The 16,124-nt window shown below is 67.3% G+C and carries 14 protein-coding genes and 1 pseudogene; 6 read left to right on the forward strand and 9 right to left on the reverse strand.

What is annotated here, in order from left to right:
• Positions 1 to 45: 45 nt before the first annotated feature.
• The 5 genes from BLS40_RS06705 to BLS40_RS11380 are packed head-to-tail and all read right to left on the reverse strand — an operon-like array spanning position 46 to position 3,817.
• Positions 46 to 693: a TrmH family RNA methyltransferase gene (locus BLS40_RS06705; protein WP_092150395.1), complete on the reverse strand. Its 648-nt coding sequence runs from the start codon at positions 691 to 693 to the stop codon at positions 46 to 48.
• A complete protein-coding gene (gene pyrE / locus BLS40_RS06710; protein ID WP_092150398.1) occupies positions 680 to 1,216 on the reverse strand; it encodes an orotate phosphoribosyltransferase in 537 nt (178 codons plus the stop codon). The genes BLS40_RS06705 and pyrE overlap by 14 nt, the downstream gene beginning before the upstream one ends.
• Positions 1,217 to 1,256: 40 nt before the next feature.
• Positions 1,257 to 2,375, reverse strand: a complete 1,119-nt coding sequence (locus tag BLS40_RS10970; protein WP_157672453.1) for a type III secretion system chaperone family protein — start codon at positions 2,373 to 2,375, stop codon at positions 1,257 to 1,259.
• Between the two features lie 31 nt (positions 2,376 to 2,406).
• On the reverse strand, positions 2,407 to 3,249 hold the full coding sequence (locus tag BLS40_RS06725) for a sulfurtransferase (RefSeq protein WP_092150404.1): 843 nt from the start codon (positions 3,247 to 3,249) through the stop codon (positions 2,407 to 2,409).
• Between the two features lie 28 nt (positions 3,250 to 3,277).
• A complete protein-coding gene (locus BLS40_RS11380; protein ID WP_407922400.1) occupies positions 3,278 to 3,817 on the reverse strand; it encodes a DUF4265 domain-containing protein in 540 nt (179 codons plus the stop codon).
• A 129-nt stretch (positions 3,818 to 3,946) separates the two neighbouring features.
• Between BLS40_RS11380 and BLS40_RS06735 the strand changes: the two genes are divergently transcribed.
• The gene (locus BLS40_RS06735; RefSeq protein ID WP_092150410.1) at positions 3,947 to 5,290 is read left to right on the forward strand and encodes an IS256 family transposase; all 1,344 of its coding nucleotides are present in this window, start codon (positions 3,947 to 3,949) and stop codon (positions 5,288 to 5,290) included.
• A 50-nt stretch (positions 5,291 to 5,340) separates the two neighbouring features.
• On the opposite strand, the pseudogene BLS40_RS06740 reads toward BLS40_RS06735, so the two are convergent.
• The 3 genes and pseudogenes from BLS40_RS06740 to BLS40_RS06750 all read right to left on the reverse strand — a co-directional run.
• Positions 5,341 to 5,472: pseudogene (locus BLS40_RS06740) on the reverse strand (IS3-like element IS3501 family transposase); the annotation flags it as partial.
• 322 nt (positions 5,473 to 5,794) lie between these two features.
• Positions 5,795 to 8,350, reverse strand: coding sequence for an ATP-dependent chaperone ClpB (clpB, locus tag BLS40_RS06745; RefSeq protein WP_092150416.1), 2,556 nt, complete (start codon positions 8,348 to 8,350; stop codon positions 5,795 to 5,797).
• A 249-nt stretch (positions 8,351 to 8,599) separates the two neighbouring features.
• Entirely contained in the window at positions 8,600 to 9,988 is a 1,389-nt protein-coding gene (locus BLS40_RS06750; protein WP_092152213.1) for a sodium/glutamate symporter, read from the reverse strand.
• A 55-nt stretch (positions 9,989 to 10,043) separates the two neighbouring features.
• On the opposite strand from BLS40_RS06750, the gene BLS40_RS06755 reads away from it, so the two are divergent.
• Positions 10,044 to 11,027 carry a ferredoxin reductase domain-containing protein gene (locus BLS40_RS06755; RefSeq protein WP_092150418.1) on the forward strand — a complete coding sequence of 328 codons (984 nt, stop codon included), beginning with the start codon at positions 10,044 to 10,046 and terminating at the stop codon, positions 11,025 to 11,027.
• On the opposite strand, the gene BLS40_RS06760 is transcribed toward BLS40_RS06755, so the two are convergent.
• Positions 11,024 to 11,830 (reverse strand): carbon-nitrogen hydrolase family protein, encoded by an 807-nt coding sequence (locus tag BLS40_RS06760; RefSeq protein WP_092150421.1) that lies wholly within the window; start codon positions 11,828 to 11,830, stop codon positions 11,024 to 11,026. The two genes, BLS40_RS06755 and BLS40_RS06760, sit on opposite strands and share 4 nt — an antisense overlap.
• An 89-nt stretch (positions 11,831 to 11,919) precedes the next feature.
• Between BLS40_RS06760 and BLS40_RS06765 the strand changes: the two genes are divergently transcribed.
• From BLS40_RS06765 to BLS40_RS06780, 4 genes are all read left to right on the forward strand, one after another.
• Positions 11,920 to 12,195 carry a hypothetical protein gene (locus tag BLS40_RS06765; RefSeq protein WP_092150424.1) on the forward strand — a complete coding sequence of 92 codons (276 nt, stop codon included), beginning with the start codon at positions 11,920 to 11,922 and terminating at the stop codon, positions 12,193 to 12,195.
• Entirely contained in the window at positions 12,188 to 13,336 is a 1,149-nt protein-coding gene (locus BLS40_RS06770) for an alpha/beta hydrolase (RefSeq protein ID WP_092150427.1), read from the forward strand. The genes BLS40_RS06765 and BLS40_RS06770 overlap by 8 nt, the downstream gene beginning before the upstream one ends.
• A gap of 20 nt (positions 13,337 to 13,356) precedes the next feature.
• Positions 13,357 to 15,123 carry a pyruvate dehydrogenase gene (locus tag BLS40_RS06775; protein ID WP_092150430.1) on the forward strand — a complete coding sequence of 589 codons (1,767 nt, stop codon included), beginning with the start codon at positions 13,357 to 13,359 and terminating at the stop codon, positions 15,121 to 15,123.
• 141 nt (positions 15,124 to 15,264) lie between these two features.
• Entirely contained in the window at positions 15,265 to 16,065 is an 801-nt protein-coding gene (locus tag BLS40_RS06780) for a hypothetical protein (protein WP_092150433.1), read from the forward strand.
• The last annotated feature ends 59 nt before the right edge of the window (positions 16,066 to 16,124 follow it).

The raw sequence follows: 16,124 nt of genomic DNA on the forward strand, positions 1-16,124 counted from the left end.
CGCTGTTACCTCGTTTCACTTGTCCTGACCCGTCTATCGATGAATCTACCAGGAGTGTTTCAGGTCGCCGTGCTGCCGAATCCAGGCGTGCATGGCGATGCCCGCGGCCACCCCGGCGTTGATGGAGCGCGTCGAGCCGAACTGGGCGATGGAGCAGGTCATCGCCGCCGCGGCGGCGGTGTCGCGGGTGATTCCCGGGCCCTCCTGGCCGAACACGAGCACGCATTCGCGCGGCAGCTGCGCCCTTTCCAAGGGCACCGAGCCGGGTGTGTTGTCGATGGCCACGACAGCGAGGTCGCGCTCGCCCGCCCACGCCATAAGGTCCGCCACGGTGTCGTGGTGGATGATGTGCTGGTAGCGGTCGGTGACCATCGCCCCGCGCCGGTTCCACCGCCTGCGCCCCACGATGTGGACGGCCTGCGCCAAAAAGGCGTTAGCGGTGCGCACAACGGTGCCGATGTTCATGTCGTTCTCGAAGTTCTCTATCGCCACGTGGAACGGGTGCCGGCGCGAGTCCAGGTCGGCGCGGATCGCCTCAAGCGACCAGTACCGGTAGGCGTCAACCACATTGCGGGTGTCGCCGTGGGCGAGCAGCTCCGGGTCGAAGCGCGGGTCCTGCGGCCACGGCTCCTCCCACGGGCCGACGCCGTGCCGGCCCTCGCCCCACTCGGTCGGCCCTTTAAGCGAGTCCAAGATCTTCGAGGCCGAGCAGGTAGCGGTACTCCAGGCCGGCCTCGTGCAGCGCCTCGGCGGCGCCGGTGGCGCGGTCGACCACAGTGGCGACGGCCACGACGTCGGCGCCCTCGGCCCGGCACGCCTCCACGGCGGTCAGCGGCGAGTTGCCCGTGGTCGTCGTATCTTCGACTACCAGCACGCGCTTGCCGCTAATCGACGGCCCCTCGACCCGCCGCTGCATCCCGTGCTTCTTGGCCTCCTTGCGCACCACGAACGCGTCGATGTCCCGCCCAGCGGCGTGCATCACGGCCGTGGCCACGGGGTCCGCCCCCAGCGTCAGGCCGCCGACGGCGTCGAACTCCAGGTCCGCGGTGAGCTCGCGCAGAAGCTCACCGATCAGCGCCGAGGCACGGTGGTGCAGTGTCGCGCGGCGCAGGTCCACGTAGTAGTCGGCCTCGCGCCCGGAGGAGAGGGTCACCTTGCCGTGCACGACGGCGAGTTCCTTGACCAGCTCGGCCAGTTCGGTCTTTTGTTCGTTCATGTGCTCAACCTTAGTGTTTGGAGTGTTTCGTCTTGCGCCGCTACTGGTCGCCGAAAATGGACGGCGGGGCCTGTTCGCGCCGCACCCTCGTGAGGTCGTGGGGACGCTCGGCCACGGAGCCGTCGGCAATGGCGTCGACCTCGTCCGCACCGATCGCGCGCTTTTGCACGCTGCCGCGCACCGTGCCGGTGACGCGCGTGGGCATCTGCCGCGGCTCCTCCGGGCGCTTCACCGGGGCCTCGGGCTCGGGCGCCTGCTCCCGCTTATCGACGCTTTCCCCGACGCCCTGCTCAATCTCCACGCCACTCATCTCTCGCGTCGGGTACGCGAACTCGAGCGGGCTGGAGGTGCGCGGGGGCAGGACCCGCGCGGCGTCGGCAAGCAATGCGAGCGGCGCGAGCATGGCGTCCCAGTCGTCGGCGGAGGAGTCCCTCGGCGTCTGGGCGAGCACCCACTCCGACTCGCACCACACGGCAGTGACGGCGGCGGGCAGCTGTTCCAACGCGGTGCGCACGCGGATGTCCAGGAACCGCTGGACGGGCCCCGTCTCGGTGCCGAAGACCGTGAACCCCTCGAGGTGCCCGATTTCCACCAGGTCCGGTGAGGAGTCGGCCACGAAACCGTCGCGGCGGAAATCCACCACGACGTCGCTGACCTCGCCCGTGCGCATCGCCATGACAGTGACCTCGCCGATATCCATTACATGGGTGTCGTGGGCGAACGCGGTTCCGGAAGCGATGTCTCTCGGCTGTACGCCCGACGCCGCGGCGCCGCGCTGCCACTCCCCCGCCAACAACTCGTCGGTGCGGGCGAAGTCGAAGCCGTTGGCCTGCGCCCATGCGCGCCGCTCCCGACGGCCGCGGCGGCCGGACCCCGGCAGCTGAAGCCCGGAAGAGCGGTGCGGCGTGCGGGCAGGGGCTGGCTCGGGTTCCGGCTCGGGCTCGGGCTCGGGTTCGGGCGTCGGCTCTGGCTCCGGTTCGGGATCAGGTTCCGGCTCGGGCTCTTGTTCTGGCTCAGGTTCGGGCGCCGGCGCTGGTTCGGGTACCGGCTCGGGTTCCCGATCGGGTATGGGAGCGGTCCGCTCCCGCGAATCGGCGAACCACAGGTAGCCGGCGGCGGCGAGAGCGAGCACAGCGAGGAAAATGAGTACGTAGGCCATCGCTGACGATGTTACTTCGCGGCGGCGCGTTTCAGACGTTGCGGGCCACCGGGTTCCGCGGGTCAGCGCTCCACTGGGACCAGCCCGCGACGTAGTGAGCGGCCACCGGCAGACCCGCGTGCGCCAGCGCCGCGAGCAGCAGGGAGGAATGGTTGCCGGAGCCCGAGTACACGAACACGTCAGCCGGTTCGGTGTTCTGCGTCAGCCCGACAGCCGCGAAGCGGTCCCGCAGCGCGTCGATCTCCAGCACGGTGCGCGACTCCTCGTTGAACAGGTCGAAGGCGGGGATGTTTACCGCGCCGGGGATGTGGCCCGCTTTGAGGTCCATCAGCTCGCGGCGGCCGTGGAAGCGGCTGGTCTCGCGAGCGTCGACAAGCAGGCCCGAGAACTCCCTGACCTGGTCGATTTCCACCATCGGTAGGGCACCCGGCGAGGATTCCAGCGGTGCATGGACGTTGACGTTGCCCGGGCCCGCGACGGTGTCGAAACCCTTGGAATCCCAGGCGCGGAAGCCGCCGTCGACGATAAAGACGTCCTCGATCCCCAGCCAGCGCAGCGTCCACCAGGCACGCCCGGCGAACAGGCCCACGCCGGTGTCGTAAATGTAGACGGGACGGCCCTCCTGCAACCCCCACTGCGCGACGTGAGCGCTGAGCACGTCCACAGGCGGGTGCGGATTACGCCCATAGGCACGACCCGGCATCCCCGCCAGCGCCGTGGCGGGGTCGCAGAACATGGCGGTGGGAATGTGCTCTGACTGGAATTTCGACCACGCCTTGCCCTCCTGCGGCTCCCACAGGGCGGCGAGGATGGTTTGCTTTTGACCAGAGTGGATGCGCTCGTTGAGCTCGTCGGCGGAGACAAAAACCGTCATGGGCCCAAGTGTAGGCAACCGCGGCGGGTTACGCCGTGTAGCCGGGAGCCTGCTCAATGACCCCTTCCGCCTCGAGCCCGTCGAGCCACTCCGCGATACCCTCGCGCGGGGCGTCGGGCCCGATGCTCGCGGCAAGCATCCCGCCGGGCCCGAGCTCGACCCGGCACCCCAGGGCGAGCAAAGTCTCGGCGATATCGTCGTGCGAATACTCTTGTGTCGGCAGAATCCGCACGGTGGACGCGCCGCCGCGCACAATCACCCGGTCCACGTGCTGCTGCCGGTTGACGCTCACGCATTCCACAATGTCGCCCAGCGCAAGGGTGGTGTCCACAAAAGGAACGCTGGCCACAACGAAAGTATGCGGCCCCAGCTGGTGCGCAGCCAAGTGCTCATTTTCAACTCCGGGCACTGCCACGCGGGTAACAATCGTCGTCGTCGGCTGCATGAGGGGCAGTCTAGTGCCTTGCGCGTGCGGTTGCGTTTTGCAGTGACGTGGGAGCGCGCCGTTTCGCTGCCGTGGGATGCGGGCATGGGCACGATACGTAAACGATAATGGCACCATTGTCATCCACAGCTACTAACACCACAGGATTGTCGCTACGCCTTATTTCATGACGTTCGAGGGCAGGCGGGTGACGAACTTGAGGGTGTCAGATGGTTTGTGTGTGAGGGGAATCCCTCAAGGAGATGAACCAGAATGACTACCGTGGCACGACGAAACCCAGAGGACTCCGCAAAGATCAAAGCGATCGAGGAAAAGCTCCTCGCCAATCCTGAGATGGCGAAGCTGATCGACGAGCTCGGCACCTCCACCACGGATGCCAACGATCTCGTCCGGGGCCTGCTCCAGGCCTCGATCAACCGGGGCCTCAACGCCGAGATGGATGCCCACCTCGGCTACCAGCACGGCGACCGGAACAGCAAGGAAGCCGCTGGTCAGAACAATTCCCGTAACGGTTCCTACCCCAAGCGGGTCGATTCGAACTACGGACCGGTCGATGTCGCTGTTCCCCGGGACCGTGACGGATCCTTCCTGCCGACAATGGTGCCCAAAGGATCCCGCCGGCTGACCGACGTCGACGACATGATCATCAGTCTCTATGCCGGTGGCATGACCGTCCGAGACATCCAGCACCACATGGCCACCGCCATGGGCGTGGACATCTCCCATGAAACAATCTCCGCGATCACCGATGCGGTCCTCGAGGAGGTCATGATCTGGCAGAACCGCCAACTTGATGAGTTCTACCCCGTGGTCTTCCTCGATGCGTTACGGATCAAAGTCCGTGACGGGGGCCGGGTGGTCAACAAATCCGCGTACCTGGCTATCGGGGTGGACATGGAGGGGATCAAACACATCCTGGGTATCTGGCTGGCTAAAGAGGAAGGAGCCTCGTTCTGGGCGCAGGTGTGTGCCAACCTCGCTACCCGCGGAGTGCACGATGTGTTCATCGTGTGCTGTGACGGGCTCAAGGGTCTGCCGGAGGCTGTGGAAGCCACCTGGCCGGATTCGATGGTCCAGACCTGTGTCGTCCACCTGATCAGGGCAGCAAACCGGTGGGTGGCCTATGGAGATCGTAAGGCGGTGTCCGCCGAGTTGAAGAAGATCTACACCGCCCCCACCGAGCAAACCGCTCTGGCGGCGTTGACGGAGTTCGAGGCCTCCGAGCTGGGGGAAAAGTATCCGCAGTCAGTCAAGGTGTGGCGCGATGCGTGGGACCGGTTCATCCCGTTCCTGGAGTTCCCACCGATGGCTAGGAAGGTGATCTACACCACGAACTCGATTGAGTCGATGAACAACGAGCTGCGTAAAGCCACCCGGAATCGGGTGCAGTTCACCAACGATGAGTCTGCGATCAAAACCTTGTGGTTGATGATCTGCAACATTGAGGACAAACGGGCCGCCAAGCGTGCTAAGCAGGGCAAACGGGTCGCGGCGACCAGCGGCCGGCTGATCGAGGGCAAGCGGGTGACGAACTGGAAGCAGGCCATCAACCAGATGTCTGTGGCTTACCCTGACCGCTTCGAGCCCTACCTCTAATAATCACGCCCCACACACAAACAACTTGACACGCTCATCTGACACCCTCTGTGCGCCGAGACGCCGAGCTTCTCGCCGATCTCCTCCGCCGCCGCCCACTTCGAGCACCCCTCAAGCTCAACGAGCTCCTCGGCTAACCGCACCGCCTTGTCCTTGAACTCGTCACTGAACTTCCTAGGCATGGTCCAATCCTCCTCTAGAAACGATCGGAACTAAACCCAGGACACTTCACACCCACACCACCACACCCCGACCCCGAAGGCCAAGGCACCACCTTCACCGGAGACCACAACACCATCACAACACTTCACACCACCCTAACCAACCTAACCAACAACACCGAAGAACTCACCGCACTCATCCACCACGGCGACACCAACAACTACGACTTCGATGACTAACCACCACACACCAAGACACCTGGTGGCCGCACACTTCCCCGGGAGCACAGAAACGCGGTGGCGGACTCGTTCGTCCGCCACCGCGTTAAGGTTCGGGCACCGGCTACGCGGCGTCGACGCTCAAGCCCTCGCCGCCTTCGGCAACGTCGACCGCCACCGTGTCGCCGTCGCGCACGTAGCCGGCCAGCAGCTCCTTGGCCAGGCGGTCGCCGATCGCCTGCTGGATCAGCCGGCGCAGCGGGCGCGCGCCGTAGGCCGGGTCATAGCCGCGCTCTGCCAGCCACGCCTTCGCGGCATCGGAGACCTGCAACGTCAGGCGCCTGGAAGCGAGCCGCTCGGCGAGCTGACCCAGCTGGATGTCGACGATGCCGACCAGCTGCTCGGTGCTCAGCGGCTCGAACACCACCACGTCATCGAGACGGTTGATGAACTCCGGCTTGAAATGGTGCCTGACCGCGTCCATGATCTGCTCGCGGGACCCGCCCGCGCCCAGGTTGGACGTGAGGATCACGACCGTGTTGCGGAAGTCCACGGTGCGTCCCTGGCCGTCGGTCAGCCGGCCCTCGTCGAGGACCTGCAGCAACACGTCGAAGACGTCCTGGTGCGCCTTCTCCACCTCGTCGAAAAGCACGAGCGAGTATGGCCTGCGGCGGACGGCCTCGGTGAGCTGGCCGCCGGCGTCGTAGCCGACATACCCCGGAGGGGCACCGACGAGGCGGGCCACGGAGTGCTTCTCGCCGTACTCGGACATGTCGATGCGCACCATCGCCGTCTCGTCGTCGAAGAGGAACTCGGAAAGCGCCTTCGCCAGCTCCGTCTTGCCCACGCCCGTGGGGCCGAGGAAGAGGAACGAACCGATCGGCCGGTTCGGGTCCGCCACCCCGGCGCGGGAGCGGCGCACCGCATCCGACACGGCGGCGACGGCGTCGTGCTGGCCGACGACGCGGGCGCCCAGCACCGACTCCATGTTGAGCAGCTTCTCCGTCTCCCCCTGCATCATCTTGCCGGCCGGGATACCCGTCCAGCTGGAGACCACCTCGGCGATGACGTCGGGGGTGACCTCCTCGGTGAGCATGGTCCGGGAGGAATCGTTGGCCTGCGCCTCCGCCTCGGCCACCTGCTGCTCCAGCTCGGGGATGCGACCGTAGCGCAGCTCGGAGACGCGGGCGTAGTCGCCGTCGCGCTCCGCGATCTCGGACTCGTTGCGCAGGCGCTCCAGCTCCTCCTTCGCGGCCTGGACGCGGTCGATGTCGCTCTTCTCGTTCGCCCATCGCGCCTGCATCTCGCCGAGGGTCTCGCGCTGGTCGGCCAGCTCCTGGCGCAGCGCCACGAGGCGCTCCTGGGAGGCGGCGTCGGACTCCTTGGCCAGGGCGATCTCCTCGATTTCCAGGCGGCGCACGACGCGCTCGAGCTCGTCGATTTCCTGCGGGGAGGAGTCGATCTCCATGCGCAGGCGCGAACCGGCTTCGTCGACAAGGTCAATGGCCTTGTCCGGCAGGAAGCGGTTGGTGATGTAGCGGTTGGAGAGCTCCGCGGCGGCGACCAGGGCGGAATCCTGGATGCGCACGCCGTGGTGGACCTCGTAGCGCTCCTTGAGCCCGCGCAGGATGCCGATGGTGTCTTCCACCGTCGGCTCGCCCACGTACACCTGCTGGAAGCGGCGCTCCAAAGCGGCGTCCTTCTCGATGTACTTGCGGTACTCATCCAGCGTGGTCGCGCCGACGAGGCGCAGCTCGCCGCGGGCCAGCATCGGCTTGATCATGTTGCCCGCGTCCATCGCGCCATCGCCGGAGGCGCCGGCGCCCACAATGGTGTGCAGCTCATCAATGAAGGTAATGATCTCGCCCTCCGAGGAGGTGATCTCATCGAGCACCGCCTTCAGCCGCTCCTCGAACTCACCGCGGAACTTCGCGCCGGCGACCATCGAGCTCAGATCCAGCGAAATCAGGGTCTTGCCCTTGAGCGACTCCGGCACGTCGCCGGCGACGATTCGGCGCGCCAGGCCCTCGACAATCGCCGTCTTGCCCACGCCCGGCTCACCGATGAGCACCGGGTTGTTCTTCGTCCGGCGGCTGAGCACCTGCACCACGCGGCGAATCTCGGCGTCGCGGCCGATCACCGGATCAATCTTGCCCTCGCGGGCGCGCTTGGTCAGGTCGGTCGAGTACTTCTCCAGCGCCTGGAACTGGTCCTCCGGCGACTCCGTGGTGACCTTCTTATTGCCGCGCACGGACGGGAAAGCACCCTTGAGCACCTCGTAGGTGGCGCCGCGCTTCTTTAACAGCTCCGCGGCCTCGTCCGAACCGCGGGCGATTCCGGCAAGTAGCACCTCTGTGGAGACGTACTCGTCCCCCAGCTCACCGGCGAGCTCCTGGGCGGTGTTAATCGCGTTGAGCGCATCCCGGTTGAAGTTCGGGTTGGCCATGTTCTGGCCCTCCGCCTTCGGGTAACCGGCCACGAGCTCCCCGGCTTCCCGGGCTACCGTCACCGGGTCCACGCCGGTGGCCTGCAGCACCGGTGCGGCGATGCCGTCTTCCTGGGTAAGAATCGCCTCGAGCAGGTGCGCGGGGCGGATATCCGGGTTGCCGCGCGCCGAGGCCTTTTGCAGCGCCTGCTGGATGGCCTCCTGCGTCTTGGTGGTGGGGTTGAACGATGCCATGCATCTTCCTTTCGCTAAGTACGTTTTATTGTCTACCTTACACAACGCACGCGGAGTTGAGTCTGTTCCACTCAACGTTTGTCAGATGTCACGGTCGGCGCGGCCGTCTCCGCGAAACCCCAGGTCGCTTCCGCCTCGAAATGCCCCGGCGTGACATCTCGGATGTCACGGTCGGCGCCGGCGGCGGTGCAAAACCCCAGGTCGCAGCGGCCCTAAAATGCTCCGGTGTGACATCTATCCCCAGAAGTCCTAGTCGGCCTTCGTCACCGTCTGTATCCGCGTAGACCCGCCCCCCGGCGCCGGAGCGCCGGTGCCGTACTTCGACGCGGGCACCCACTTCAGCGCGTAGGAGAGGATCAACACCGCGACCGCGATAGCGAAGACGATCCAGCCGAATCCGGTGGTAAATCCCGCGATCACGGCGATGGGCGCAAGAATCGTCATACCGATCTCGAAGGGCGCGAAGCCGACGTAGGCCACGCCGTACTCGTTGAGCGTGCCGGACTTCAGCTTCGGGTCGACCATCTTCAGCAGCGCGATACCGGTGGCCACGGCGGCGGTCGCCCAGCCCCAGCCGAAGATGCCGCGCTCGAGCCAGTACTCGCCGAAGAACTGCGGGCCGGCCCACAGCATCCACGCCACGCAGAACACGGTGCCCAGCACGAACATGAGAATGAGCGCCTGCCAGTAGTCGGCCAGCGCGGCGGGGATGATGGAGGCGATGCCGAAGGCAATCATGTAGTCGGTGGCCGCGCCCGAGATGGAGCCAATCGTGTCGCGGTCCAGATAGTTCGGCCGCTGGAGCACGCGCAGCAGCGTGCGGCCGAGCAGGCCGATGACGAACGCCATGGCGAACAGCGGGATGGACACACTCGGCCACTGGTTAATGATGGCGTCGTTGACCAGGTAAGCGATGAGCACGGTGAACACGACGAACCCGCCGTGGAGGGCGAGCGGCTCGATGGACGACGGGTTCGTGGTGGCCCTGCCGATGGAGGGCCGGTCCACCTCATTTTCGATGTAGCCGGTGCGCAGATCCTCCGGCAGCGCACCCTGCAGCTCCGTGGCCTTGCCTTTGCGGATGCCCCAGTTGGCCACGATCACGCCGCCCACGATGGCCACGAGCGTGCCGACGGTGGCGGATGTGAACCCGAGCGAGGACGCCTCGGCGATGCCGATGCCCTCGAGCGACGAGCCCACCGCGGCCGCGGTGCCGAATCCCCCGACGAAACCGACCGGCAGCATCATGCCGAACCACGGCTCGGTGCCGAACAGCGGCGCGAACAGATACAACCCGAGCAGGATAAACAGGCCCCACTGCCCCATGAACATGGCGGTCGAGTAGGCCCACATGTTGCGCGCCCCGGATGCCACAGACCCGCCGAGGTCCATGGAGTACGCCATGGAGGCGAACACCACCGCGATGAGCAGCGTGGTGTAGGTGCCCACTTGATCGGACCAGTTGATCAGCCCGAGCACCTCGGGGCCGAGAAGCAGGCCGATGAGCCCGGCGGTAATCGGCGCGGGCAGCAGCAGCGCTTGGAGGACTTTGAGCCTGTTGCGCAGCACGTTGCCAACAATGAGGAGGATGGAAATCCATCCGATATCCGTAAGCAGAGAATAAGGGGTGTAGTCCACAGGCGTGACCATAATCGACACCGCGGGGCTTCACTGAATTAGTACTCTGGGGCGCATGGATCGATTCTCCGGCGAGTTGGCCATTCTCCGCGAGGAGCGCGAGCGCGTCCGCGAGCAGCTCTTCGCAGGCATCACGTCGGCTCTCCCGCAGGGGGAGGGCTTGTTCCCTGCAGGCGCCCGCCAGGTTTCGCCCGAGCTTGTCGACGCTATGACGTACGTGTTCCTCGTCTCCCGCGACACCGCGTCCCTGCCGGAGGTGGCCCAGCGCAAGCTGCGCGCGTGGGCGCTGGATTTGCGCCGTTTCGGGTTCCCGCCGACGGCGTACGAGGTTGTTGCCCGCGTTGTCCGCGAGGTTGTGGGGGCGGGGATTGAGGCGCGCTTCGTGCTTGAGGACGCCGCCGCCGTGATGGCGGGAGCGGCCGCGGCCGCCGACGTGGAGGGGGTTCCGGCCGCCGCGGCCGCGCGGGTCTTATCTGTGACAAGCGACGGGGGCGCGATCACGGTCGTGCGTGTGGAGGCGGGCATGCCTGTCAGTTACGCCCCGGGGCAGTACCTTCCGGTGATGCAGGTGGGGCGCCAGGGCGTGTGGCGCAACCTGGCGCCGGCGCTGCCGTCGAACCCGTTCGGGCAGTTGGAGTTCCACGTCCGCGACGAACTCACCCCGGAGGTCGGCGGCTACATCACCATGGGCGCGGCGCGCGGGGACTCGCCGGAGCTGGCCGGGGAGGAGCTCAGCATCACGGCGGTGGGCACCGGCTCCGCCGCGGCGAAGGCGATCGTATTTTCCGCCCTCGAGCTGGATGACCCTCCGCGCACCCGGGTGCACCTCGCGGGCCACTGCCCGCAGCGCGACGTGTTCGAGCGCCTGGCCGCGTCCGTGGCGTGGCTCACCATGGAGGATTCCCCCGCCCTGGCGGGGCGGGTCGTGCTGTGCGGGCCGCACCGGGCGATCGGCGCGTTGGGGCTGCCGGAGGGCGCGGCCACGCGCGCGCTAAGGATCAGCCCCGACGCCCCCGCCGACTGGTCCTACCAGCCCTAACCCGCGGGCCAGGACAGGACATCGAGGGTGGCGCGGGCGTTTTCCACCTCGCGCACGTCGATCTCGGCGTAGACGATGTCCGGTTCGTAGCCGGCCTCCGCGACGCGGCGCCCGTCGGGGGCGACGACCACGGAATGCCCGATGCCGGTGGGCCCGCTCGCCTGCCCGGCGCGGGCGCGCCCGCCGGGGCGCGCCTGGCCCGCGGCGGCGATGAACACCCCGGCGTCCAACGCGCGCGCGACCGTCAGCGCCCGCCACTGCAGCAGTTTGTTGGCCCCGTCTGCCCAGCTGGTGGGCACGACGATGAGATCGGCGCCGAGGCGCGCGAGCGCCTTGAACTGCTCGGGGAAGCGGATGTCGAAACAGGTGGCCAGGCCCACCACCGCGTCTTCGTGGACGAAGGTGACCAGGTCGCGGCCCGGTTTGACCGTGGCGGATTCCTTGTAGGAGGCGACGTCGTAGGTGTGGATCTTGTCGTAGCCCTTGTGCACGCCCCGCCCGGTGATAAGCGCTGTGTTGTACACGCGGTTGAGGTCCCCGTTGGTGTCGGCCGGGCGGAACATGCCGGCGACCACGGTCACCCCGAGCTCGTCGGCCACGTCCCGCAGGCCTACGGAAAACGGCCCGTCGAGGTCTTCGGCTTGCGTGTCCAGCCGTCCTTGGTCGAAGGCCTGGCTGGTGGCCTCCGGAAGCACGATGAGCGTGGCACCGCTCGCCGCCGCCTCGCGGATGCCGTCCGACGCACGGGCCACATTTTCGCCTTTATCAGGCCCGCTGATGATTTGCAAGAGCGCGATCTTCATGGGCACCACAGTATGTGGACAACCCCGGGTTATCCACAGAAAATTCGGCGCCCCTTGCCCCCGGCGCGTGTCTCGGCCATTCTGCGCCCATGAACTCATCTCAGGACTTTATCCAGCTCAGCACCGATACCGCCCCCGCCGCGCGCGGCGCCCTGCCCATTTTCCCGCCGCCACCGCGCGCCCGTCTCCCCCGCGGAGCCACGGCCGCGGCCCTGCGGGGTTTCCAGGACCACGCGCTTTCGCGTGTCGACGCCCACACCAACGCCGCACAAGCCCGCTGCGCATCCATCGCCGCGTTCGTCGAGGCGGTCTGCGCCATAGACGCCGACCTCGGCGCGGCGCTTGAGGGGGTCGGCGATGTATAACCCGCGCCTGGATCCGGAAGAACTACGTGCCGCCTCCGCGGTGCTGTCGCAGGCCGCCGCGGCGAGCCGGACGCGGGCGTCGGCGGTGGACACCACCCCGGAGGTGATCTCGGCCGCGGGCTTCGCGGGGGCAGCGGCGGCCATGGCCTTGGCCGGCTTCCCCGTGTGGAGCAACAAGCTCGTCTCCGCGGCGGCGCTTCTGGAGCACGCGGCGCACATCTTGGCCGGGACGGCGAGCACGCAGGAAAAGCTCGACGAGCTGGCGTACGTCGCGCTCAACCTGAAGCTGGCTGAGGTGGTCTACCAGCTCAACCTCATCGCCTGGCTGCTGGACCTCAACACGGCGCGTGCCCTGCGCGAGTTGGTGGCGGGAAGCCCGGAGCGCGGCGACAGGCTGGCGGACCACCCCGGCGAGACCCTCGAGGCGATCGACGCGCGCCTGATCTCGACCCTGCCCGCCTCCACCGCCGGCGACATCCGTGCCGCCGGCGGCTTGGTGCTGGAGACGGGACCCGGCGGGACCACCGTAATGGTGGGGGATCCCAACAAACTGGCGGACCCGGCGCGGGTGACCACGATGGTCGCCGGCGTTTCCACAGGTCACCCCGACAAGCTGGCGGGCGAGCTGGACAAGGCGCGCCGCATCGCCGCGGCCACCGGCGGGCCGGTTGTGGTGTGGCAGGGCTACGTCCCGCCGCCGAGTGTCATCCACGGCATCGACCCGGCCGCCGCCCGCGCCGGCGGGGTGGAGCTCGCCCAGTTCCAGGCCGCGCTGCACGAGCGCTACCCCGGCGCGCGGCAGTCGATCCTCGCGCACAGTTACGGGACCGTGGTGGCGGCGCGGGCCGCGGAGGACCCGGGGCTCTACGTCGACGATCTCTGGTTGCTGGGCTCTCCCGGGGTCGCTGCCCCGAGCGTCGACAAGCTTGAGCTCTTGGGGGCAGACCCGCAGGTCTTCGTCGCCGACGCCGACCGCGACCCGATCACCGCCACGCGGTTTCGGCACGACGCGGCGCACGGGTACTCGCCGTCCGCCGAGTCCTTCGGCGCCACGGGTGTCGACGGCGTGCGTGGCGGCCACAGCTCGTACTTCACCGACCCCGTGCTGCTCGACGCCTTCGCGCGCGCAGGGGATAAGTGATCCCACGTACTATCGGGCCCATGGCCAACTCTTTTGCTCAGCAACTTGTCACTACCTTGGAAAGCCTCGGCGTGAAGCGCATCTACGGCCTCGTCGGGGACTCGCTCAACCCGCTGTCGGACGCCGTGCGCACCTCCGGCATCGAATGGATCCACGTCCGCAACGAGGAAGCCGCCGCCTTCGCCGCGGGCGCGGACTCGCTGTCCACCGGGGAACTCGCGGTGTGCGGCGCGTCGTGCGGCCCGGGTAACACCCACCTCATCCAGGGCCTGTACGAGGCGCACCGCGACGGCGCCAAGGTCCTCGCGATCGCCTCCCACATCCCCTCCGGCGAGATCGGGTCCGACTTCTTCCAGGCCACCCACCCCGAATACATCTTCCAGGAGTGCTCCGGCTACCGCGAGGTCGTGCACTCCGCGGCACAGGGCGCGCGCGTGCTGCACAACGCCGTGCAGTCCACGTTGTCCGGAAACGGGGTGTCCGTCATGGTCGTGCCGGGCGACGTGTTCGCGGACACCGCCACCGACACGCCGGAGACGACGCTGGGCTCCGCCTACGCCCGCGGCGAGGGCAAGCGCGTCTTCCCCGACCCCACGGAGGCGGCGGCGCTGGTGCAGGCCATCAACGAGGCCGACACCGTGACCATGTTCTGCGGCTACGGCGCCCGCGATGCCCGCGAGGAGGTCTTCGCCCTGGCGGAGAAGATCAAGTCGCCCATCGGGCACTCCTTCCGCGGCAAGATGTTCATCGAGTACGACAACCCCTTTGACGTGGGAATGTCGGGGCTCCTCGGCTATGGCGCCTGCTACGAGGCGTCGCAGCAGGCCGACCTGTTCATCATGGTGGGCACCGATTTCCCGTACACCGACTGGCTCCCCGGCGACAACGTCGCCCAGATCGACATCGACGGCGCCCACATCGGCCGCCGCACCCCGGTCGCCTACCCCGTGGTCGGCGACGTGAAGAGCGTCATCGCCAACATCCTGCCCCACGTGGAGGAAAAGACGGATCGCTCGTTCCTCGACCGGATGCTCGCCCGCCACGCCCAGCTTCTCGAGGACGTGGTGCACACCTACACCGAGCCCGCCCGCGAGTCGCGCACGCCCATCCACCCCGAGCTCGCCGCGTCCGTTCTCGACGAGCTCGCCGCCGACGACGCCTACGTCACCGTCGACACCGGCATGTGCAACGTCTGGTCGTCGCGCTACCTCACCCCCAACGGCTCGCGCCGAGAAATGGCGTCCTACCTGCACGGCACCATGGCCAACGCGTTGCCGATGGCAATCGGCATTCAGGCCGCCAACCCCGGCCGGCAGGTGATCTCCTGGTCCGGCGACGGCGGCCTGAGCATGCTCATGGGCGAGCTGCTGACGGTGAAGCTGCACAACCTGCCCGTGAAGACGATCGTGTTCAACAACTCCTCACTGGGCATGGTCAAGCTCGAGATGATCGTCGAGGGCTTCCCCGATTTCCAGACCGACCACGCCGCCGTCAACTACGCCGCCATCGCCGAGGCGATCGGCATCACGGCCTTCCGCGTCGAGGACCCGGCCGACCTCGAGCGGGCGCTTGCCGACGCCCTTGCGCACGACGGCCCCGCCCTCGTGGACATCGTCACCGACCCCGACGCTCTGTCCCTTCCGCCGGACATCAGCTTCGGCATGCTCAAGGGGTTCACCACCGCGGGCGTGAAGGAGGTTCTCGACGGCGGCATCGGCCGCATGGTGAACCTGGCGCGGCGCAACATCCGGCACCTGGGATCGGTGGCGTCGATTGAACTGAAGTGAGCGGACTGAAGTGAGCCGAGACAAAATAGCATTACTGCCATATGCGGATATTGTTATCGAATCGGAACAGTGTGCTGTGAGAACCGTCGGTACGGTGGGTGGCGGGCCAATCGGTTCACAAATGAAAGGTTCTGAGAAAACATGACTAACCCGCAGAACGCAGGCGATACCGGCCGCGTCGCACGTGTCCGCCAGACCACCACCCGCCGCGCTGCCGGGAACGCTCCGGCAGGCTCCGAGTCCTACGCCTATGAGACTGACGCGACCGTGGCTGACGGCGATCACACCGGCCAGGAAGCCTGGATCGGCACCGACTCCACCGACGTATCCAACGGGAACGTCTCCTGGGGAGCCATCTTCGCAGGTGTCGTCACGTTCCTCGGCATCATGATTCTTCTCGGCGTCGGCGCCGCCGCGATGGGCCTGCAGGGCTTGTCGGCGACCGCGACCGGCATCTTCGCCCTGATCTCCCTGGCTCTCGCGTTCGCCGCAGCCGGCTACGTCTCCGGCGCGCTCGGCGTGCGCGCGGGCCTCTTCCACGGCTTCGCCACATGGGCGACGTCCCTGATCGCCGCCCTGGTTCTCACCGGATGGCTCGGCGCATCCATCATCGGTGGCCTCGGCTCCGCGCTCGGCACCGTGGCCCAGTCCGCCGGCAACGCCGTGAACGTCACCTCCCAGGACGCGCAGGCTGCTCAGAACAACGTTGACCAGCAGGATGCGCAGAACGCCCAGCAGCAGGCTGGCCAGACGGCCGACCAGGTCGCCCAGCAGGCCCAGGAGACCTATAACGAGGTCGCACCGCAGGCGGCAGAAGGCACGTGGTGGACGTTCGCCGGCCTCATCATCGGCGCGCTCATCTCCGCGCTCGCCGGCGCAGCCGGTGCACGCTCCGTGCTCAACCGCGAGGAGCAGCAGGTTGTGCGCCGCGCACGCCGCTGACAGCTAGCAGCGCTCACACTGCGCACGCAGTGATCTGAGAGACGCTCAACGCAAATACC

The sequence above is a fragment of the Corynebacterium mycetoides genome (assembly GCF_900103625.1).
Lineage (GTDB): Bacteria > Actinomycetota > Actinomycetes > Mycobacteriales > Mycobacteriaceae > Corynebacterium > Corynebacterium mycetoides.